20 protein-coding genes are annotated in these 20,448 nt (G+C 66.2%); 11 read left to right on the top strand and 9 right to left on the bottom strand.

Features of this window, described 5'->3' with window-relative positions:
- Positions 1–15: 15 nt before the first annotated feature.
- The 3 genes from HPS01S_RS15210 to HPS01S_RS15200 are packed head-to-tail and all read right to left on the bottom strand — an operon-like array spanning position 16 to position 2,726.
- Entirely contained in the window at positions 16–1,287 is a 1,272-nt protein-coding gene (locus HPS01S_RS15210; protein WP_143434224.1) for an MFS transporter, read from the bottom strand.
- Positions 1,288–1,315: 28 nt separating this feature from the next.
- Positions 1,316–2,140 carry an undecaprenyl-diphosphate phosphatase gene (locus HPS01S_RS15205; RefSeq protein ID WP_066157915.1) on the bottom strand — a complete coding sequence of 275 codons (825 nt, stop codon included), beginning with the start codon at positions 2,138–2,140 and terminating at the stop codon, positions 1,316–1,318.
- A gap of 10 nt (positions 2,141–2,150) precedes the next feature.
- The gene (locus tag HPS01S_RS15200) at positions 2,151–2,726 is read right to left on the bottom strand and encodes a DUF1439 domain-containing protein (protein WP_157576340.1); all 576 of its coding nucleotides are present in this window, start codon (positions 2,724–2,726) and stop codon (positions 2,151–2,153) included.
- A gap of 183 nt (positions 2,727–2,909) precedes the next feature.
- Here HPS01S_RS15200 and HPS01S_RS15195 point away from each other — a divergent pair, with 183 nt between their 5' ends.
- The 3 genes from HPS01S_RS15195 to HPS01S_RS15185 are packed head-to-tail and all read left to right on the top strand — an operon-like array spanning position 2,910 to position 5,381.
- Positions 2,910–3,446: a DUF6622 family protein gene (locus HPS01S_RS15195; protein WP_066157908.1), complete on the top strand. Its 537-nt coding sequence runs from the start codon at positions 2,910–2,912 to the stop codon at positions 3,444–3,446.
- A gap of 37 nt (positions 3,447–3,483) precedes the next feature.
- A complete protein-coding gene (locus HPS01S_RS15190; RefSeq protein ID WP_066157905.1) occupies positions 3,484–4,578 on the top strand; it encodes a sensor histidine kinase in 1,095 nt (364 codons plus the stop codon).
- Entirely contained in the window at positions 4,575–5,381 is an 807-nt protein-coding gene (locus tag HPS01S_RS15185) for a LytR/AlgR family response regulator transcription factor (RefSeq protein WP_066157900.1), read from the top strand. The genes HPS01S_RS15190 and HPS01S_RS15185 overlap by 4 nt, the downstream gene beginning before the upstream one ends.
- A gap of 436 nt (positions 5,382–5,817) precedes the next feature.
- On the opposite strand, the gene hutC is transcribed toward HPS01S_RS15185, so the two are convergent.
- The gene (gene hutC, locus HPS01S_RS15180; protein WP_066157897.1) at positions 5,818–6,519 is read right to left on the bottom strand and encodes a histidine utilization transcriptional repressor HutC; all 702 of its coding nucleotides are present in this window, start codon (positions 6,517–6,519) and stop codon (positions 5,818–5,820) included.
- A gap of 123 nt (positions 6,520–6,642) precedes the next feature.
- Between hutC and HPS01S_RS15175 the strand changes: the two genes are divergently transcribed.
- Genes HPS01S_RS15175 through hutG form a run of 6 tightly spaced genes read left to right on the top strand, consistent with a single transcriptional unit; the run spans position 6,643 to position 14,016 of the window.
- Positions 6,643–7,968, top strand: coding sequence for a YjiH family protein (locus HPS01S_RS15175; protein WP_066157894.1), 1,326 nt, complete (start codon positions 6,643–6,645; stop codon positions 7,966–7,968).
- 40 nt (positions 7,969–8,008) lie between these two features.
- Complete coding sequence (gene hutU, locus HPS01S_RS15170; RefSeq protein ID WP_066157892.1) at positions 8,009–9,706, top strand: urocanate hydratase; 1,698 nt, start codon at positions 8,009–8,011, stop codon at positions 9,704–9,706.
- Positions 9,707–9,726: 20 nt separating this feature from the next.
- Positions 9,727–11,268 (top strand): histidine ammonia-lyase, encoded by a 1,542-nt coding sequence (gene hutH, locus HPS01S_RS15165; protein ID WP_066157889.1) that lies wholly within the window; start codon positions 9,727–9,729, stop codon positions 11,266–11,268.
- Between the two features lie 5 nt (positions 11,269–11,273).
- Positions 11,274–11,858: a HutD/Ves family protein gene (locus tag HPS01S_RS15160; protein ID WP_066157886.1), complete on the top strand. Its 585-nt coding sequence runs from the start codon at positions 11,274–11,276 to the stop codon at positions 11,856–11,858.
- Entirely contained in the window at positions 11,855–13,072 is a 1,218-nt protein-coding gene (gene hutI / locus HPS01S_RS15155) for an imidazolonepropionase (protein WP_066157882.1), read from the top strand. The genes HPS01S_RS15160 and hutI overlap by 4 nt, the downstream gene beginning before the upstream one ends.
- The gene (gene hutG, locus HPS01S_RS15150; protein ID WP_066157880.1) at positions 13,069–14,016 is read left to right on the top strand and encodes a formimidoylglutamase; all 948 of its coding nucleotides are present in this window, start codon (positions 13,069–13,071) and stop codon (positions 14,014–14,016) included. The genes hutI and hutG overlap by 4 nt, the downstream gene beginning before the upstream one ends.
- An 18-nt stretch (positions 14,017–14,034) precedes the next feature.
- Here the strand turns inward: hutG and HPS01S_RS15145 are convergent, their stop codons facing one another.
- On the bottom strand, positions 14,035–14,469 hold the full coding sequence (locus tag HPS01S_RS15145; RefSeq protein WP_079365433.1) for a hypothetical protein: 435 nt from the start codon (positions 14,467–14,469) through the stop codon (positions 14,035–14,037).
- A 133-nt stretch (positions 14,470–14,602) separates the two neighbouring features.
- Between HPS01S_RS15145 and HPS01S_RS15140 the strand changes: the two genes are divergently transcribed.
- Positions 14,603–15,208 carry a DUF924 family protein gene (locus tag HPS01S_RS15140; protein WP_066157877.1) on the top strand — a complete coding sequence of 202 codons (606 nt, stop codon included), beginning with the start codon at positions 14,603–14,605 and terminating at the stop codon, positions 15,206–15,208.
- Between the two features lie 10 nt (positions 15,209–15,218).
- Here the strand turns inward: HPS01S_RS15140 and HPS01S_RS15135 are convergent, their stop codons facing one another.
- A complete protein-coding gene (locus HPS01S_RS15135; protein ID WP_066157875.1) occupies positions 15,219–15,605 on the bottom strand; it encodes a hypothetical protein in 387 nt (128 codons plus the stop codon).
- A 161-nt stretch (positions 15,606–15,766) separates the two neighbouring features.
- Between HPS01S_RS15135 and HPS01S_RS15130 the strand changes: the two genes are divergently transcribed.
- The gene (locus tag HPS01S_RS15130) at positions 15,767–17,638 is read left to right on the top strand and encodes a glutamine--tRNA ligase/YqeY domain fusion protein (RefSeq protein WP_066157870.1); all 1,872 of its coding nucleotides are present in this window, start codon (positions 15,767–15,769) and stop codon (positions 17,636–17,638) included.
- A 56-nt stretch (positions 17,639–17,694) separates the two neighbouring features.
- Here HPS01S_RS15130 and HPS01S_RS21610 read toward each other — a convergent pair whose 3' ends face one another.
- From HPS01S_RS21610 to HPS01S_RS21605, 3 genes are all read right to left on the bottom strand, one after another.
- Entirely contained in the window at positions 17,695–18,888 is a 1,194-nt protein-coding gene (locus tag HPS01S_RS21610; RefSeq protein ID WP_084397411.1) for a DGQHR domain-containing protein, read from the bottom strand.
- 8 nt (positions 18,889–18,896) lie between these two features.
- On the bottom strand, positions 18,897–19,439 hold the full coding sequence (locus HPS01S_RS21840) for a hypothetical protein (protein WP_157576337.1): 543 nt from the start codon (positions 19,437–19,439) through the stop codon (positions 18,897–18,899).
- A 107-nt stretch (positions 19,440–19,546) separates the two neighbouring features.
- A complete protein-coding gene (locus HPS01S_RS21605) occupies positions 19,547–20,392 on the bottom strand; it encodes a DNA adenine methylase (RefSeq protein WP_084397409.1) in 846 nt (281 codons plus the stop codon).
- Positions 20,393–20,448: the final 56 nt, after the last annotated feature.

Raw genomic sequence — 20,448 nt, 5'->3', positions numbered from 1 at the left:
CCCCGCCTGGGACGTTCAGTGGGGCGGCGTGCTGGCGGACGCCGCATCGTCCGGGCCTGTTGCCCCGGACTGGCGCGGGTCCATCTGCAGCACCGCCTGGGACCCTCCGCCCATGAGCACGAACTGCGCCTTGTCCTCGGCAGGCACCGGGCCGGCGACCCCCAGGCGCTTGAGGGTGTAGATCGCCAGCCCGCCCAGCACCGCGGCGAAGCACAGCATCAGGCTGTCGGAACCGGCCACCTCCATCACCGTGCCGGCCAGGGTCGGTCCCAGTGCCGCACCGGCACCATGCAGCAACAGGAGGCCTCCGGTGAACTCCACCAGCCGGCTGGAGTCGATCACATCGTTCACGTGCGCCACACCCAGGCCATAGATCGCGAAGATCAGGCCGCCGAGCAGCGGCGCCAGCGCCAGCAGCCAGGGCGCCGCGATGCCCGCCACCAGCCAGCCCAGGCCGCACAGGCCCGCACCGAGCAGGCACACCCACAGCAGCACCAGGCGCCGGTCGTGGGTGTCCGAGAAATGCCCGACCGGCCACTGGAACACCGCTCCACCCAGGATGGTCGCGGCCATGAAACTGGCCACAGCGCCATCGCCCAGCCCGGCGCCCTGCGCGAACGACGCCGCCAGCCCGTAGAACGACCCGGTGACCAGCCCCGAACAGAGGGCCGCCGCCATGCCCATGGGCGACGCGTCGTAGAGGCTGCGCATGCTCAGCCGGGGCGCCTGCACCGGCTCGGGTTCGTCCACCGGCGTCATGGTGATCGGCAGCAGTGCGAACGAGAACATCACAGAGACCAACGCGAACGGCACGAAGCCCAGCCGGTCACCCACCAGGATGAGCCACTGCCCCAACGCCAGCGCCACGAAATTGATCGCCATGTAGACCGCGAACAGCTTGCCGCGGTGTTCGCTGGGTGCCAGCGCGTTCAGCCAGCTCTCCACCACGATGTACAGACCCACCATGCACACGCCGGTGACCAGGCGCAAAAGGCCCCAGAACCAGGGGTCGATCCACAGCGCGTGCAGGATCGGCATGGTCGATGCCAGCGAGGCCATGGCCGCGAAGGCACGGATGTGGCCCACCCGGCGGATCACCTTCGGGCAGAGGTAGGTGCCCAGCACGAAGCCAGCGAAGTAGGCCGATGTCACCAGGCCCAGCGCCAGGCGCGAGAAGTCGGCCGCCCCCGCACGCAAGCCCAGCACCGAGAACAGCAGGCCCACGCCCACCACCAGCAGCCCGACGCCACCGAGCAGCGTGGACAGCCGCCAGAGCAGCGAACCCATGGTGGTCACCGGGCCGTGTTCTCCGCCCTCAGGCCGACCAGTCGACCCAGCCGAAGTGGGCGGTCAGCAGGATCAGCACACCGAAGGCGATCCGGTACCAGGCGAACGGCACGAAGCTGTGGCTGGCCACGTAGCGCAGCAGCCAGCGGATGCAGACCCAGGCGCTGAGGAAGGCAAACAGCAGGCCGACCGCGAACATGGGGATGTCGGCGGCCGACAGCAGCGCGCGCTCCTTGTAGAGGCTGTAGGCGCCGGCGCCGATCAGGATCGGAATGCCCAGGAAGAAGCTGAAGTCGGTCGCCACCTGGCGCGAGAGGCCGAACAGCATGCCGCCGATGATGGTGGAGCCCGAGCGGCTGGTGCCCGGCACCAGGCCGAAGCATTGCGCCAGCCCCACCTTGAGCGCGTCCAGCGGCGTCAGCTCGTCCAGCGACTGCACGCGCGCGGCCGAGGGCGGGCGCCGCTCGGCCCAGAGGATCACGAAGGCGCCGGCGATGAAGGCCAGCGCCACCACCGTGGGCGTGAACAGGTGCGCCTTGATGGCCTTGCCCAGCAACAGACCCAGCACCACGGCGGGCACGCAGCCGATCACCACGTTGAGCGCGAAGCGCTGCGCATCCCGCTCGGACGGCAGGCCGACGATGGTGGCCCGGATGCGCTGCCAGAACACGATGATCACCGCGAAGATGGCGCCGGTCTGGATCGCGATCTCGAACACCTTGGCGCGTTCGTCGTGGAAGTCCAGCAGCGTGCCGGCCAGGATGAGGTGGCCGGTCGACGAAATCGGAAGGAACTCGGTCAGCCCTTCCACCACGCCCATGATGGCGGCCTTGATCAGCAGCATGAGGTCCATGGTGTGGCCCTCAGCGCGCCAGGGGTTCGAGGGTGAGCTGCAGCCCGCCGGGCACGACGCGCAGCGCGCCGGGCCGGTAGCCGCGGCCGGCCAGCGACTCCAGGTCTTCCTTCTTGAAGCGGTGCACCACCGCCTCGTTCAGCAGGTCCTCGGCCAGCAGGCCGCCCACCTTCTTCACCTGCGCCGCCTGGGCGGCGTTCATCCCGTCCACGTCCAGCCGCTCCACCCGCGCCTGCGTCAGCCGCAGCGTGGTGTCCGAGGGCTCGAAGCGCAGGCCGTAGCTCAGCTCCAGCTGGCCCTTGATGTCCGACTGCCCGGGCAGGGGCAGCGCGATCAGATAGTTCACCAGGGTGCCGACCCGGTTCTCCTCGGGCCGCAGGCGCAGCCGGGGCTGGTCCAGCGTGGTTTCCAGCAGGCCCAGGTAGCGCTGCTTGACCGGGAAGCGCGTGGCGATGCGTTCGAGCAGCTGGGCTTCGCTGATGTTCACCTGGCGCGGGCCGGTGGGCAGGGCGTTGCAGCCGGCCAGGGCCAGCAGGGTCAGCGATGCGGCGGCCAGGCGGCGCCGGGGAAGCACGGGAAGCGTCATGAAGTCGGTGTCCTCGAAGGCCGCCACCCCGGGCGGGGAGCGGTCGGTCGATTGTAGGAAGCCTGCATTTCGCTCCCCGCTGGCCGCACTTCGCGAAGGTTTCCAGATGTTCCGTCTCGCGGCACTGGCCGGGCACGCGGGCGACCGGCACAGTGCGCCCATCGCCACCCGACGGAGAACCCCATGCTGATCCAGTTGCTGATGAACCACCCCGAAGCCGGCGCCGAGATCCTGCGGCGCACCCCGACCTGGGTCTGGGGCCTGCTGGCCGGCCTGTTGACGCTGGGCGCGACCCAGCTGCGCACCCGCCACATCGGCCTGCGCCGCGCGGCCGCGCCGGCGATGGGCCTGACCGCGTTCTCGCTGATCAGCCTGGGCAGCGACCTGGCCGCCGGCCCCTGGCTGGCTCCTGGCCTGCTGGTATGGCTGGCCGCGGGCGCCCTGGTGCTGGCCTGGCGCGGCCCGCGCGCCCTGCCGACCGGCACCGCCCGCGACCCCGCCACCGGCCTGTTCACCCTGCCCGGAAGCGCCCTGCCCCTGCTGACCATCGCCGCCATCTTCCTGCTCAAGTACGGCGTGGGCGTCGAGCTGTCCATGCAGCCCAGCCTGCGCCTGGACCCGCTCTTTGCCCTCTCGATGGCCGCCGGCTATGGCGCCCTCACCGGACTGTTCTCGGCCCGGCCCGTGGCGCTCTGGCTCATGGTCGGCCGCCGCGCATGACAGAATCGTCGCCGCTCCGCCAGCCACCGAATCAGCCATGAAATCCGCCGTCGCCCACCGCCTGTTCGGCTGGCTGCCTGCCGATGCACGCGAGCGGGCGCTGCGGCGTTTGCTGGTGATATGGGGCTTTTCACTCGCCATCGGCCTCATCCTCTGGGGCATCGGGGCACGCAGCCACCCGCTGGACATCTCGCTGGTCTACAGCTACGCGATCAGCACCTCGATCTGGTTCTTCAGCGACCCGCTGCGCATCGCGCTGCATGGCTGGCTGCGTACACCGCCGCCGCACTACTGGGCGTCCAATCTGCGTGTGTTCACCTACATGCTGGTGGCGGCGACACTGGGCTACACCCTGGGCACCGCCATCGGCGACGCCTATGCCGGCCGCTCGACCTGGGACCTGGTCAGCCAGTCGCCCAAACGGCTGTTCGGCATCTGGTTCTCGGGCATGGTGATCTCGGGCTTCTTCGTGATGGGCTTCTACCAGCGCGCCAAGGCCGAGGATTTGCGCCGCCAGGCCACCGAAGCGCGACTGAGGCTGCTGGAAACGCAGCTCGAACCGCACATGCTGTTCAACACCCTGGCCAACCTGCGGGTGCTGATCCAGACCGACCCGCCGCGTGCGGTCCAGATGCTGGACCGGCTCAACGACTACCTGCGCGCCACGCTGCGCGGTTCGCGCGCCGACGCCGCCGCAGGCTCCCACACACTGGCCGACGAATGCGCCCGGCTGGGCGACTACCTCGAACTCATGGCGGTGCGCATGGGGCCGCGGCTGGCCTTCGGCTTCGACCTGCCGGCCGAGCTGCAGGCGCACCCGGTGCCGCCGCTGCTGCTGCAGCCGCTGGTGGAAAACGCCATCCGCCATGGGCTGGAGCCGCGCGTCGAGGGCGGCCGCATCGACGTGGTCGCGCGCTGCGAAGGCCAGACGCTGCGGATCGACATCACCGACACCGGCGTGGGCATGGCGCCCGACGCGCAGCGCACCGACACCGATGGCGGCTTCGGCCTGGCCCAGGTGCGCGAGCGCATGGCCAGCCTGCCCGGTGGCGCCGGCGCCGTGCAGGTCATCAGCCAGCCCGCCCAGGGCACCACGGTGCGGCTCACGCTGCCCCTTCAGATCACCCCATGACATCCATCACCGCCCTGATCGCCGAAGACGAACCGCTGCTGGCCGCCGCGCTGCGGGCCGAGCTGGCGCGTGCCTGGCCCGAACTGCGCATAGCGGCGCAGGTGGGGGACGGTGCGAGCGCGGTGCGCCAGGCGCTGGCACTGCGGCCGCAGGTGCTGTTCCTGGACATCCGCATGCCCGGCATGACCGGCCTGGAGGCGGCCGCCGAGCTGGCCGAAGAGTGGCCGGACGATCACCCCTTTCCCTCGCTGGTGTTCGTGACGGCCTACGACCAGTACGCGGTGCAGGCCTTCGAGGCGCAGGCGGTGGACTATGTGCTCAAGCCGGTGGTGCCGGTGCGGCTGGCGCGCACGGTGCAGCGGGTGCAGCAGCGGCTGCAGCAACGGATGGACGGGCAGGCGTCACCCGCGCCGATGGCGGGCGCGGACGACGCGACCTTCGAGCGCCTGCGCGCCCTGCTTGCAGCGCCTGCCGCGCCCGCACTGAAGGTGATCCAGGCCGGCGTCGGCAGCACGATCCGGCTGGTCCCGGTGGACGAGGTGCTGGTGTTCGAGGCCGCCGACAAGTACGTGCGGGTGCTGACGGGCGAGGCCGAGCTGCTGATCCGCACGCCGCTGAAGGACCTGTTGCCACAGCTGGACGGCAGCGTGTTCTGGCAGGTGCACCGGGGCACGGTGGTGCGTGCCACCGCGGTCCGAACGGTGCACCGGGACGAGGCCGGCAAGCTGAGTCTGGAAGTGGCGGGGTTGATGGAGCGGGTGCCGGTGAGTCGGCTCTATGCGGGGCGGTTTCGGGCGATGTGAGCTGGCTGGCTGGCGTTCGGGCGGTTTCGCTCATCCACCTCGCGTCATGCGGGTGGTGAGGCCGGCGTTCTCCGGCTCACGCTCGCGGGCGACGCGCCCTGCCCGCCTGCATGCCTTCGCCAACCAGGTCACTGGCGCGCCAACTCTGTGGCAACCGCGAATGGAGCCTGCGCCCGCCGACCTCACCACCCCCATGCAGTGCGACCCGGACACTCGAAGAGAGACATGGCGTTTGATTCTTGGCGCGCCAACCCGTCTGCGGGGCTGGGGCGTGGGGAGCCCGGGCGCAGGCTCCATTCGCGGTTGCCCCCACAGCCGCGCACAGGTCCGGTGTTGACGAAGTGGCACCGGCAAACAGGCACCGACGCCCGCGAGGTGAGCCGGAGAACGGGCACCCCACGTCCCAGCCCACCCAACACAGCAGGCAAAAAAGAAGTCAAAAACTCCCCGTGAACTGGTACCGGGAAGCCGGATGCCACATAGCAGCGACAGAAGCCACCTTGCCCATCGACCGCGTCTGCCGCCGCAGCACCAGACAAGGCTCCCCCGCCTGCATCGCCAGCATCTCGGCCACAGCCTGCGGTGGATGCAGCGCCTCGATCTCGAACGACACGCCCTGCAGCGGCGCCACCCGCATCAGGTAGGCGTTCGGCGTCTGCGAGGTGAAATCCTGCGTCAGGTAGTCCGGCGCCACCTCCGGGTTCACATGCCGGTCCTCTACCTGGATCGGCTGGTCGTTCTCGAAGTGCACCACCACCGAATGGAACAGCGTGTGGCCCGGTGACACGCCGAACGCGCGCCCCAGCGCCTCGCCCGCCTTCACCCGCTCCAGCTTGTGCAACTCGCTGCGGTGCCGGTGGCCACGCGCCGCGATCTCCTCGGCGATGTTGCGGATCTCCACCAGCGTCGCCTGGTACTTCTGCTGCGCCACATAGGTGCCCGAGCCCTGCACCCGCTCGACGATCTGCTCCTCGCTCAGCTCGCGGATCGCGCGGTTCACCGTCATGCGCGAGACGCCGAACTCGCGCGCCAGCGCTTCCTCGCCCGGGATCGCGTCGCCCTCTTTCCAGGTGCCGTCGTGGATGCGCGCGAGCACGTGGCGCTTGATGGTTTGGTAGGCGGGCAGCTTGTCGGACATAGGGTTTTCCCGGGTTCGCCAGGCGATCAATGGCATTGACAGGCCGGATTCTGGCCCATAAAGTTGTATATACATTTAAACCAGACAGATTTAAAAGCTGTCTGTCAGACCAGGAGACACCACATGAACACCAGCGTCGCTGCCGCCAACGCCCCCAACCCCACCGCCGCCCTGCGCATGCTGGCCTACAGCAGCCTCGGGCTGGTGATGTTCTTCCTGCCGGTGGAAATCGCCGGCAAGTCCACCATCCTGTTCGACCACGCCGCCACCTGGCTGGCCACGCAGCAGCGCCCGCTGGCGATTGCCTTCGTGCTCGCGCTCATGGCCTGGGGCGCGGCCTCGCCCTTCGTCTCTGGCCGCTGGCGCGCCAGCACCACCGCCACCGTGTTCAGTGCGCTCAAGGTGCTGGGCCTGGTGCTGGCGCTGATGTACCTCACGGGCACCGGCCCGGCCGTGCTGTTCCAGAAGGACATGCTGCCCTTCCTGTTCGACAAGCTCGCACTCACCGTGGGCCTGATCGTGCCGCTGGGCGCGGTCGCGCTGGCCTTCCTGGTCGGCTTCGGCCTGCTGGAGCTGGTGGGTGTGCTGATGCAGCCCGTCATGCGCCCCATCTGGCGCACGCCCGGCCACTCGGCCATCGACGCCGTGGCCTCCTTCGTCGGCAGCTACTCGGTGGGCCTGCTGATCACCAACCGCGTCTACCTGGAAGGCAAGTACACGGCGCGCGAGGCCGCCATCATCGCCACCGGCTTCTCCACCGTCTCGGCCGCCTTCATGATCATCGTGGCCAAGACACTGAGCCTGATGGACGCGTGGAACTTCTACTTCTGGTCCACCTTCGTCATCGCCTTCGCCGTCACTGCCATCACCGCCTGGATCCCGCCGATCTCGCGCATGGACCACACGGGCGGCGTGAGCGATGCCCTGCCCGCCGGCCGCGGCCGCTGGCAGGCCGCCTGGGAGGCCGGCATGCACCAGGCCCGCAGCGCACCGTCGATCTGGCGCGTGCTCACCGAGAACCTGCGCGACGGCATCGCCATGGCCAGCGCCGTGGTGCCCACCATCCTCGCCGTGGGCCTGATCGGCCTGCTGCTGGCGCGCTACACGCCGGTGTTCGACCTGCTGGGCCTGCTGCTGGTGCCTTTCGTGTGGATCGCCGGACTGGCCGAACCCATGCTGACCGCCAAAGCCCTGGCTTCGGGCCTGGCCGAAATGTTCCTGCCCGCCATCCAGCTCAAGGGCGCCGACCCGGTGGTGCGCTACGTCGCCGCCGTGGTCTCGGTCAGCTCGGTGCTGTTCTTCTCGGGCTCCATCCCCTGTGTGCTGGCCACGCGCATCCCACTGTCGCTGCGCCAGATGGTCGCCGTCTGGTTCGTGCGCACCGTGCTCAGCCTGCTGATGGCTGCCGCCGTCGGCCACTTCGCCCTCGCCCAAGGCTGGATCGCCTGATCCCGCCGCTCACCACAGCTTGTTCTTCAGGAGTCACCCCATGTCCACCAACACCGATCCCCGCCTCGACCCGACCCGCGTCATCCGCGCCCCGCGCGGCAACACGCTGACCTGCAAGAACTGGATCGCCGAGGCCGCTTTCCGCATGATCCAGAACAACCTCGACCCCGAAGTGGCCGAGAACCCGCAGCATCTGGTGGTGTACGGCGGCATCGGCCGCGCCGCACGCGACTGGGCCTGCTTCGACCAGATCCTCGCGTCGCTGAAAGACCTGAACGAGGACGAGACCCTGCTGGTGCAGTCGGGCAAGCCGGTCGGCGTGTTCAAGACGCATGCGAATGCCCCGCGCGTGCTGCTGGCCAACAGCAACCTGGTGCCCAAGTGGGCCAACTGGGAGCACTTCAACGAGCTGGACCGCAAGGGCCTGTTCATGTACGGCCAGATGACCGCCGGCAGCTGGATCTACATCGGCAGCCAGGGCATCGTGCAGGGCACCTTCGAGACCTTCGTCGAAGCCGGCAAGCAGCACTACAACAATGATCTGTCGGGCCGCTGGATTCTCACCGCCGGTCTCGGCGGCATGGGCGGCGCACAGCCCCTGGCCGCCACGCTGGCCGGCGCCTGCTCGCTCAACATCGAGTGCCAGCAGAGCAGCATCGACTTCCGCCTGCGCACGCGCTATGTCGACAAGCAGGCGCGCGACATCGACCACGCGCTGGAACTCATCAAGGAACACACCGCCAAGAAAGAAGCCGTCTCCATCGCCCTGCTGGGCAACGCGGCCGAGGTGCTGCCCGAGCTGGTGAAGCGCGCGAAGGCCGGCGGCATCAAGCCCGACCTGGTGACCGACCAGACCTCGGCGCACGACCTCATCAACGGCTACCTGCCGGCGGGCTGGACCGTGGCGCAGTGGAAGGCCGCGCAGCGTGACCCGTCGCAGCACGCCGCGCTCAAGGACGCCGCCGCGAAAAGCTGCGCGGTGCACGTGCAGGCCATGCTCGATTTCCAGGCCATGGGCATCCCCACGGTGGACTACGGCAACAACATCCGCCAGGTCGCGTTCGACCAGGGCGTGAAGAACGCATTTGATTTCCCCGGCTTCGTGCCGGCCTACATCCGCCCCATGTTCTGCGAAGGCAAGGGACCGTTCCGCTGGGTCGCGCTCTCGGGTGATCCGGAGGACATCTACAAGACCGACGCCAAGATCAAGGAACTGTTCCCGAACAACAAGCACACCCACCGCTGGCTGGACATGGCGCGCGAACGCATCGCCTTCCAGGGCCTGCCGGCGCGCATCTGCTGGCTGGGTCTGGGCGAGCGGCACATCGCCGGCCTGGCCTTCAACGAGATGGTGAAGAACGGTGAACTCAAGGCGCCTATCGTCATCGGCCGCGACCACCTGGACACCGGCTCGGTCGCCAGCCCCAACCGCGAGACCGAGGCCATGAAGGACGGCACCGACGCGGTGAGCGACTGGCCGCTGCTCAACGCCCTGCTCAACACCGCTGGCGGCGCCAGCTGGGTGTCGCTGCACCACGGCGGCGGCGTGGGCATGGGCTACTCGCAGCACTCGGGCATGGTGATCGTGGCCGACGGCACCGACGCCGCGGCCGAGCGCCTGGCGCGCGTGCTGGTCAACGACTGCGGCTCGGGCGTGATGCGCCATGCGGATGCGGGCTACGAGCTGGCGATTGCCACGGCCAAGAAGCAAGGCCTCAAACTGCCGATGATTGGCTGATCGAAAGAGACACTGCACCCATGAGCACCACCCTGACCCTGAACCCCGGCCAGATGAGCCTGGCCGACCTGCGTGCCGTCTGGCAGCAGCCGGTCACCGTCGCGCTGAACGGCGAGGCCCGCGCCGCCATCAACGCCTCGGCCGCCGCGATCCACGCCATCGTGGCCAAGGGCGACGCGGCCTACGGCATCAACACGGGCTTTGGCAAGCTGGCCAAGACCCGCATCCCCGACGAGCAGCTGGAGCAGCTGCAGCGCAACCTGATCCTGTCGCACTCGGTCGGCACCGGCGAGCCGATGAACGACGCCACGGTGCGCCTCGTGATGCTGATGAAGGCCGCCAGCCTGGCGCGCGGTTATTCGGGTGTGCGCCCGGTGGTCATCGACACCCTGCTCGCGCTGCTGAACGCGGGCGTGATGCCGGTGATCCCGGTCAAGGGCTCGGTGGGCGCCTCGGGCGACCTTGCACCGCTGTCGCACATGACACTGGCGCTGATGGGCGAAGGCCCGGTGCGCGTGAACGGCGAGATCCGCCCCGCCGCCGAAGCGCTCAAGGCCGCCGGCATCGCGCCCCTCACGCTCGCCGCCAAAGAAGGCCTTGCGCTGATCAACGGCACCCAGGTGTCCACCGCGCTGGCGTTGCACGGCCTGTTCATGGCCGAGCGCCTGCTCGAAGCCGGCACCGCCATCGGCGCGCTCTGCGTCGACGCCGCCAAGGGCAGCGACGCGCCCTTCGACCCGCGCATCCACGCCGCGCGCGGACAGCCCGGCCAGATCGCGCAGGCGGCCGTCACGCGCACGCTGCTGCAGGGCAGCGAGATCCGCCGCTCGCACATGGACAACGACGAGCGCGTGCAGGACCCCTACAGCCTGCGCTGCCAGCCGCAGGTCATGGGTGCCTGCCGCGACCTCATCGCCAACGCCGCGCGCACCCTGCTGACCGAAGCCAATGCCGTGACCGACAACCCACTGGTGTTCACCGACACGAATGAAGTGCTCTCGGGCGGCAACTTCCACGCCGAGCCGGTCGCCTTCGCCGCCGACACGCTGGCGCTGGCCATCAGCGAAATCGGCGCCATCTCCGAGCGCCGCATCGCGCTGCTGATCGACAGCACGCTCTCGGGCCTGCCGCCCTTCTTGGTGGACAACCCGGGCCTGAACAGCGGCTTCATGATCGCCCACGTCACCGCCGCCGCGCTGGCCTCGGAAAACAAGTCGCATGCCCACCCGGCCAGCGTGGACAGCCTGCCCACCAGCGCCAACCAGGAAGACCACGTGAGCATGGCCACCTACGCCGGGCGCCGCCTGGCCGAGATGGCCGACAACACCGCCACCATCCTCGGCATCGAGTGGCTGGCCGCCGCGCAGGGCGTGGACTTCCACCGCCCGCTGGCCACCTCGCCGCGCCTGCAGGCCACGCACGCCACCCTGCGCGAGCGCGTACCGTTCTACGACCAGGACCGCCTGTTCGCGCCCGACATCGAGGCCGCGCGCAGCCTGGTGCTGCAGGGCCACGCCACCGACGGCAACGCCGACGCGCTGGCCGGCCTCTGGACGCACTGAGCGCCATGCGGCAGCTCTGCGCGCTCGACATCTCCCCGGTGCCCTGGCGCAACGGCGGTGGCCTCACGCGCGAGCTGCTGGCCTGGCCCTCGCCGCAGGACTGGCGCTGCCGCCTGAGCGTGGCGGACATCGCCAGCGACGGCCCGTTTTCGGCCTTCCCCGGCGTGGTCCGCCACTTCGTGGTGCTGGAGGGCGATGGCGTGGCGCTGGACTTCGGCGGCGAGCCGATCGAACAGTGCCCCTGCGACGCGCCGCTGGTGTTCGATGGCGCATCGGCGCCCGGCTGCCGCCTGCTGGGCGGCCCGGTGCGCGACTTCAACCTCATGATCCGCGGCGGCACTGGCGGCATGGCCGCCGTGTTGCCTGGCGCCGCCTGGCAAGCCCCCGTCGCTGCCCAGGCCGGCCTGTTCGCGCGGGTGCCAGGCCGCTGGCGCAACGGAACGGAAGAACTCACCCTGCCCGCCCTCGGCTTGCTCTGGTTCGACACACCACCGCCGGGCGACTGGCGCTTCGAACCCGACGCCCCCGCAACACCCGAAGCGCCCGTTGGCTGGTGGCTGCACCACATTCCCGAAGGCATCACCCCATGACCACCACCACCCTCTGGCACAACGCCCGCCTCGCCACGTTGGACCCCAGCCACGGCGCCGACGGCTGGGGCCTGGTCGAAGACGGCGCCTTGCTCACCGTCGGCGACCGGATCACCTGGGTCGGCCCGAACCGGGGCCTGCCCGCCCACGCCCGGCCCGCACACGAGGTGGACCTCGGCGGCCTGCTCGTCACGCCCGGCCTGGTCGACTGCCACACCCACCTGGTCTACGGCGGCCACCGCGCGGCCGAGGCCGAGATGCGGCTCAACGGTGCCAGCTACGAGGCCATCGCCCGCGCGGGTGGCGGCATCCGCTCCACCGTGGCGGCCACGCGCGCCGCCAGCGACGACGAGCTGTTCGCCAGCGCCGCCCGGCGCCTGCGGGTGCTGATGGCCGAGGGCGTGACCACGCTGGAGATCAAGTCGGGCTACGGCCTGTCGCTGGAGGCCGAGGCGCGCTGCCTGCGCGTGGCGCGCCAGCTCGGCAGCGACCGCCGCGTCGACGTGCGCACCACCTTCCTCGGCGCCCACGCGTTGCCGCCGGAGTTCGAGGGCCGGGCGGACGACTACATCACCGCCGTGTGCGAATGGCTGCCGGCGCTGCACGCACAGGGTCTGGTCGACGCGGTCGACGCCTTCTGCGAGAACATCGGCTTCACCCCGGCGCAGACGCGGCGCGTGTTCGAGGCCGCGCGCGCCCTGGGCCTGCCGGTCAAGCTGCACGCCGAACAGCTCTCCGACCAGGGCGGCGCCGCGCTGGCGGCCTCGTTCGGCGCGCTCTCGTGCGACCACCTGGAACACCTGAGCAGCGAAGGCATCGCGGCGATGAAGGCGGCCGGCACCGTCGCCGTGTTGCTGCCCGGCGCCTTCTACATGCTGCGCGAAACCAAGCTCCCGCCGATCGCCGCGCTGCGCGAGGCCGGCGTGCCCATGGCCGTGTCCACCGACCACAACCCCGGTACCTCGCCGGGCCTGTCGCTGCTGCTGGCGGCCCACATGGCCTGCAGCTTCTTCCGCCTCACGCCGCTGGAGGCCGTGCGCGGCATCACCGTGCACGCGGCGCGCGCGCTCGGCCTGCACGACCGCGGACAACTCGCCGCCGGACAGCGCGCCGACTTCGCCGCCTGGGACCTCGACCACCCGAACGAGCTGACCTACTGGTTCGGCCACAACCCCTGCCGCCGCGTGGTGGCGGCGGGCATGGAGCGCTCATGAACACCCCGACTCCCCCTTTCATCTGGCAGGGCCGCACCGACACCGAAGAAGTCGGCGACAGCCGCCGCTGGCACCACGTGGTGCGCCCCTTCGACGCGGCCTCGCAGGGCGGCGTGGCCCTGATCGGCTTCGCGGTCGACGAAGGCGTGCGCCGCAACGGCGGCCGGCCCGGTGCCGCCGAGGGGCCGCGCGCGCTGCGCGGCGCGCTGGCCAGCCTGCCGCTGCTGGGTGAGCCGGCGCTGTGGGACGCGGGCGACGTGGACGGCGCCAGCCACACTCTGGAAGACGCGCAGCAGGCTCTGGCCAGCCGCATCGCCGACGTGGTGGCCCGGGGCTGCCGGCCGCTGGTGCTGGGTGGCGGCCATGAAATCGCCTGGGGCACGTTCCAGGGCATCGCGCGCGCGCACCCCGACCGACAGCGTGTGCTGATCGTCAACCTCGACGCCCACTTCGACCTGCGCATGGCCGCCCAGGGCAACTCGGGCACGCCGTTCCGCCAGATCGCCGACTGGTGCCAGGCCCAGGGCCGGCCGTTCGATTACCACGTGCTGGGCATCAGCCGCTTTGCCAACACGCAGGCGCTGTTCGACCGCGCGGCGGCGCTGGGCGTGCGCCACCGGCTGGACGAAGAACTGCAGTCCGCCGGGCAGCTGGCGCTGGCGCAGGCCGCACTGGCCGACGACCTGGCGCGCTGCGACGGGGTCTATCTGACGATCTGTCTGGATGTGCTGCCGGCACCGTGGGCGCCCGGCGTCTCGGCCCCGGCCCCGCTGGGCCTGCCGCTGGCCCATGTGGAAGCACTGGTGGACCAGGTGATGGCCAGTGGCCGCGTGCTGGCGGCCGACCTGGCGGAACTCAACCCCCCGCTCGACGAAGGGGGGCGCACCGCGCGCGTGGCCGCCCGGCTGGCGGCGCGCATCGCGCGCGGCTTCGCGGCCCGCTGAGGGCCGCGGCGGCCACCGTCAGTCGCGGTCCTTGTGGTGACCGCGGCCGTGACCGCGACCGCGGTCGTGCCAGTGTCCGTGACCATGACCGCGGTCGTCCCAGCGGCCCGGGCGGTCGCGCCAGTGGCCACCGATCACCACCGGGCGCGGGGGTGCGTAGACCACCGGCGGGCCGTACACCACGGCCGGCGGACGGTGGTAATACACCGGGGCGGGCTGCACCACCACCGGCGGCGCGTAGTAATAGGCGGGCGGCTGGTGCACCACCACCGGCGCGTTCGAGGCGCCGATGCTGACGCCCGGGCTGTTCACGCCCACGGACCAGTACACATCGCGGGCATGCGCCTGGCTGGCGGCGGTGGACAGCGCCCAGGCGCCGGCCACCAGGCTCACGGCGGCCAGGCCACGGGCCCAGGCCGAGGTGCGTCGCAGGCTGGGTGAAAGGGTGTTCATCGTGAGGTTCTCCATGTGTCGGGGCCTGGATTCGGACCCGGTGCCCGAATTACAGGCCGAATCCCGGTAACCTGCACCTCACGCTCGGTCAATCTCGTAGCCATTCGTAACAGCACCCCCTTGGTTTACCCGCATGTCTGCACAACCCAAAGACATTCTCGATTTCTGGTTCGGCGACGGCCTGTCGACCGGCTGGCCCAGCGACGACCGCAGCGCGCTCTGGTTCGGTGGCGGCCCCGCGCTGGACCGGCAGATCAGCGAACGCTTCGGCAGCCGCGTGGAGCAGGCGCTGGACGGCCAGCTCGTGGAGTGGGAGAACGACCTGCTGGACCGGCTGGCGCTGGTCATCCTGCTGGACCAGTTCACCCGCAACGTGCACCGGGGCCAGGCGCGCGCCTTTGCCGGCGACGGTCGGGCGCAGCGGCTGGTGCTGCAGATCCTGGCGCTCGACCAGGACGCCGATCTGCCGGCCATTGGCCGGGTCTTTTTCTACATGCCGCTGATGCACGCCGAAAGCCCGGCGCTGCAGGACGAGTGTGTGCTGAAGTTCGAGGCCCTGGTGCGCCAGAGCCCGCCCGCGCTGCAACAGAAGCTGCAGGGCAACCTGAAGGCCGCGCGCGAGCACGCCGACATCGTCCTGCGCTTCGGCCGCTTTCCGCACCGCAACGCCGTGCTCGGTCGCAGCAGCACGCCCGAAGAAAGCGCGTTCCTCACCCACGGGCCGCGCTTCGGCCAGTGAGGGCGCGCGCTCAGTTCCCCAGCACGAACATCAGCGCGGCCCCCGCCACCGCGCCGACCAGCAGCATCACCACCTGCCTGATGCCACCACCCTGGTGCGCGGGCGGCAACTCGTCGGGCAGATCGTCCGCCACGGTGTCTTGCACCTGGGTCGGGGGGTAGGACGGGTCCGCCGCCACGCTGATGCGCCGCAGCGGGCTGCCCGGCGCCGCCCAGGCGGCCCACAGGCCGTGCGCCTCGGCAGGCACCACCGCGCCGCTCTCCACCGCCGCTTCCACGTCGCTCCAGCGGATCAGCACCTGGACCGAAGGCAGGAACACGTCGTCCACCTGCGTGGATTGCCACTCGGACTGCTCGTCCATCACGAACGTGTCCGGGTTGTCCTGGTCCTTGTTCATCGTCGGTTCCTTCGGTCGGCGCGGCGCGTCGGCCTGTTTTGAAAGTGGCGCCAACGATATCGGAAACCCTTTGCCGCTGACACCCCCCAAACGCTCCCCCTGTCGGCTTGCAGGCCGGACCGCCCCGGAATCCGCGCGGGGCGCCGCCCTAGAATGGCCGGATGAGCTCGAACACCCCCAAAAACGCCCCTTCCGGCCCCTCTAAAAACAACGTTCCCGCCGCCGACGACGGCGAGGAGCACAAGGTCTCCAACTTCCTGCGCCAGGTCATCGAAAAAGACCTCGCCACCGGCACCTACGCCCAGCGCAAATGGGGTGGTGGCCCGGGTGATGCCGCCTTCCACGACGCAGGCCAGCCCGACCCGGCCAAGATCCGCACCCGCTTCCCGCCCGAGCCCAACGGCTACCTGCACGTGGGCCACGCCAAGAGCATCTGCCTGAACTTCGGCCTGGCGCGCGACTACGGCGGCGTCTGCCACATGCGCTTTGACGACACCAACCCCGAGAAGGAAGAAAAGGAGTACGTGGACTCCATCCTCGACGCGGTGCAGTGGCTGGGCTTCAACTGGCAGAGCAGCTTCAACGGCAAGACCGAGGACCACCTGTACTACGCGTCGAACTACTTCGACTTCATGTACCGCGCGGCCGAACACCTCATCACCGCCGGCCACGCCTATGTGGACGAACAGACCGCCGAAGAAATGCGCGTCAACCGCGGCGACTTCGGCAAGCCCGGCGTGGACAGCCCCTTCCGCGCCCGCACGCCCGACGAAAACCTGGCCCGCTTCCGCGAAATGCGCGACGGCAAGCTCGCCGACGGCGCCGCCGTGCTGCGCGCCAAGATCGACATGGCCTCGCCCAACATCAACATGCGCGACCCGGCCATCTACCGCATCCGCCGCGCCACGCACCACAACACGGGCGACGCCTGGTGCATCTACCCCATGTACACCTTCGCGCACCCCATCGAGGACGCGCTGGAGCAGATCACCCACAGCATCTGCACGCTGGAATTTGAAGACCAGCGCCCCTTCTACGACTGGCTGATGGAGCGCCTGATCGAAGGCGGCCTGCTCAAGGCCCCGCCGCCGCGGCAGTACGAATTTGCGCGCCTGAACCTCACCTACGTGATCACCAGCAAGCGCAAGCTGGCGCAACTGGTGAACGAACGAGCAGTCAGCGGCTGGGACGACCCGCGCATGCCCACCATCGTCGGCCTGCGCCGCCGCGGCTACACGCCCGAAGCCATCCAGCTGTTTGCCGAACGCATCGGCGTGACCAAGAGCGATTCCTGGATCGACTACAGCACGCTCGATGGCTGCCTGCGCGAAGACCTGGAAAATAAAGCCCACCGCGGCATGGCCGTGCTCGACCCCGTCAAGCTGGTGCTCACCAACTGGGCCGAAGTGTTCGGCTCTGACGCCTACACCGAAGACTGCACCCAGCCCGCCCTGCCCCACAGCGCCATCGCTGAAGGCCAGACCCCGCCGCCCGACCGCGTGTTCAAGATCGGCAAGGACGTGTGGATCGAACGTGAAGACTTTGAAGAAGTGCCGCCCAAGGGCTACAAGCGCCTGTTCCCCGGCAACGTGGTGCGCCTCAAAGGCGGCTACGTCATCGAATGCACCGGCGTCGGCGCCAAAGACGCGGACGGAAAGGTGACCGAAGTGCACGCCAAAGTGATCGCCGGCACCAAGAGCGGCACCCCCGGCGCCGACAGCGTCAAGGCCAAAGCCGCCATCACCTGGGTGGGCGCCGCCGACGGCGTGCAAGCCGAAGTGCGCCTGTACGACCGCCTGTTCACCGACCCGCAACCCGACGCGGGTGGCAAGAACTTCCTGGACGCGCTCAACCCCGACAGCCTGAAGGTGGTGACGGCCTACGTGGAACCGTCACTGGCCGCCGCCCAGCCGGACCAGAAATTCCAGTTTGAACGCCATGGCTACTTCGTGGCCGACCGCACGGACCATGGCGTGGGCGGGCAAGTGGTGTTCAACCGGGTGACGGGGTTAAAGGATTCTTGGGGAAAGTAAGCATCACATTCGCAACAAAAGGGCCGCTGATTAAGCGGCCCTTTTTTATGCAATTCTCAATCGCCTATCAGATCTGCCAACAATAGTTCACCGCGCAGCATCCTTAAAAAGGTCGCCTGACCACCACTCCCCGGTGCAAAATTTCTCGTAGTAAAGTCCGAATCGACTAAGCTGATGTGATCTAGACAGCGAGAGAACTCATCAATCGAAGGAACCCGCCCTTCTCGTCTCGCATCCAATTTGGGATAAATATCTTCGCGAAGATAAACCATAAATGCTTTAAATGCATTTGATCGCGGCAGCAGATTTCCCACTCGATCTTTATCCTCCCAAGACTTCGGCCATTTATTTCGAATGGCGCAAAAGTAATTGTAGACAATCTCGGTAATATCCACCTCTTTGCCCTCAAGGAATAAGTTCCTAAAAGGGAGCCTTTCAAGATCACCCAGCGAAGCTCTACCAATTTTTTTACCCGCAAGCAGCATATTTCTATCTTGCACAGGATTAGCAGACAAGAACTTAATCAGAGCCTCAACAAAAGATGCTTGCGTCAACGGTTCCTTTTTTCGACCGGGCGTCGCGGTACCAAGCCTTTTGATGCGATGATAAAAGGGACTCGATTTTTCTCTATCAAGAGACACTGCCACGTTGTGACAAGTTTTATGAGGACTCGGAGATAAGGCCAACTCGGTAAGATCATAAACCAAACTCTTATTAACCTTTGTCTGCGCCAGATTCACAGTTGCGAAAATATTCGCCTGCTCAGAAACATCTGCACCAACAAAAATCGCAACATTTATTTCGAATGGCTTGTCAGAAAAATCCAAGCACCAATTTCCTTCCTCATCCATAAAAGCAGCTATTCTGTGCTGCCCATCAATGACTTTCGCAATTCTTTCAAACGGGATTGCCTCCTCATCGCCTTCGCCCTGAAACGGTCGTAGCGAGAGCGTGCCGAGACTATCAGTAATAGACTCATACTCAGCGCAACGCTCATCCACCGCCAAGATAACGGAGGTCGGGAACGTAGCATCATCACCATCGATATATTGCTTTATTTCTTTAATTCGCTTAGGACTCACCGGCCGCTGAATCCCCAAAAACATCTCAAGATCCCGCTGATCCCTAACAAGTCTACGAACATCAGAGTAAGAAATCTCAACCAAGTCTTTCGCAGGAATTGATGCAATATAAAAATCACCAATAGGTTGCCGGACTTTCAAAACAGAAAGCTGAAGAGCATTTTTCATAGTTCCAGTCACCCCTTTCCTGCAATCCGACTTTGAAACGCATTAGACACCGCATCTTCACTGTTTCGGTTTGTTTCCACGAAATCACCAGCAGTTCTAGCCTCATAGAGCAAGGTCAGATACCAACAAAACAAAGAGAAAACGTAGATCCATGCAGAGTATTCAACCAAAAAGTAGGACAAGAAGGAGGACTTAAAGGTATCCGGATTGTTTTTCAATGAGCCATAAGCCACAGCCGTGGAGAGCATTACCAAAAAAGACAAAAAAGCGACCAATCCGAATCCCTTGTAGACGCCTCTTACGCCTTCCGCGATCCTTCGCTTAAGCTCCTCTCCTGAAACATCAGTATAGCCCTCATAAACAACATAAAGTATTGGCGTCAAGAACGTCGCCGTATACACAAACAATTCTGATGCATTCACAGCACCTTTCAGCTGCAAAAATAGCTTCTCAAATATCTGACCTGCACCCTGAGGAACAGGGGACAAAAACGCTGTATAAATTATTGGCAAACTAGTCAGTATCAGCAATACTGTGAACTTCTTAAGCACAACCCTGTGAACAGGAAGTGAAAAGTACGTCAAGCACTGAATCAATGGGACCCAAGACAATGCAACCTTCAAAAACCGAAGGAATGAGATCCACGGTATTATAGTTTTTATCCATTGAAGCATTTTATAACAACCTCCTCATACCTGCCTCTCGCTGAAGCCTTGCCAGAAATCACACTAGCTCTATTGAGCACTTGAATTTCACCAATATCCTCGTAAAGACGAACGATGCTGTCATGATATGCATTGGTCACAAAAACATAAGCACCACGAGCCTTCGCATTCTTTACGGACTCTCTCAGACGCAATTGATCTTCCCATGAAAATATATGCTCATTATATTTTACAAATCCGTTTAGGTTATGCTTGACCGTATATGGCGGGTCTACAAAGACAAAGTCACCCTTGCAAGCTTGATTCATCGCCAACTCAAAATCACCCGCTATCAAGTCCGCCTTTTGCAGCCTTCTTGAGACTTCCTCAAAGTCATCAGCTGCGAGCACTACGTTCTGTTTTGTACCCACTGGAACATTGAACTCACCTTTTTTATTAACGCGATACAAACCATTCCAGCAAGTTCGATTGAGATAAATAAACTGAGCAGCACGCGACTCCGGCTTTCGAAGCTTCTTCGCCCGCATCTCATAATAGTATGCTGAACAATGTTTGTTCTGGTGATGCCTCAATAACTGACTGACCTCGAGCCAATTATCCCTAATAGCCCGATAAGATTCAATCAATCGCTCATTTTTGTCAGCCAGAATTGCTCTCGCAGGCGTCAAACCAAAAAAAACTGCACCACTCCCAACAAATGGCTCAATAAATCGACTCCACGAGCCGGGAAACAGATTCGAATGTTGCTCAACGAGCCAACGCTTTCCGCCCGCCCATTTCAAAAACGGAGGACACCTAATCCCATCAATAGCATCTGACGCAACCACGAATGCACTCATTAAATTTAAGATCTGTAGGGCAGGTGTTTATTGAAAACAAACTAGAAACTCAACTG

Source organism: Hydrogenophaga pseudoflava NBRC 102511 (genome assembly GCF_001592285.1).
Lineage (GTDB): Bacteria > Pseudomonadota > Gammaproteobacteria > Burkholderiales > Burkholderiaceae_C > Hydrogenophaga > Hydrogenophaga pseudoflava.
Note: the sequence above shows the minus strand (reverse complement) of the source record. Positions and strands in the feature narration are given on the sequence as shown.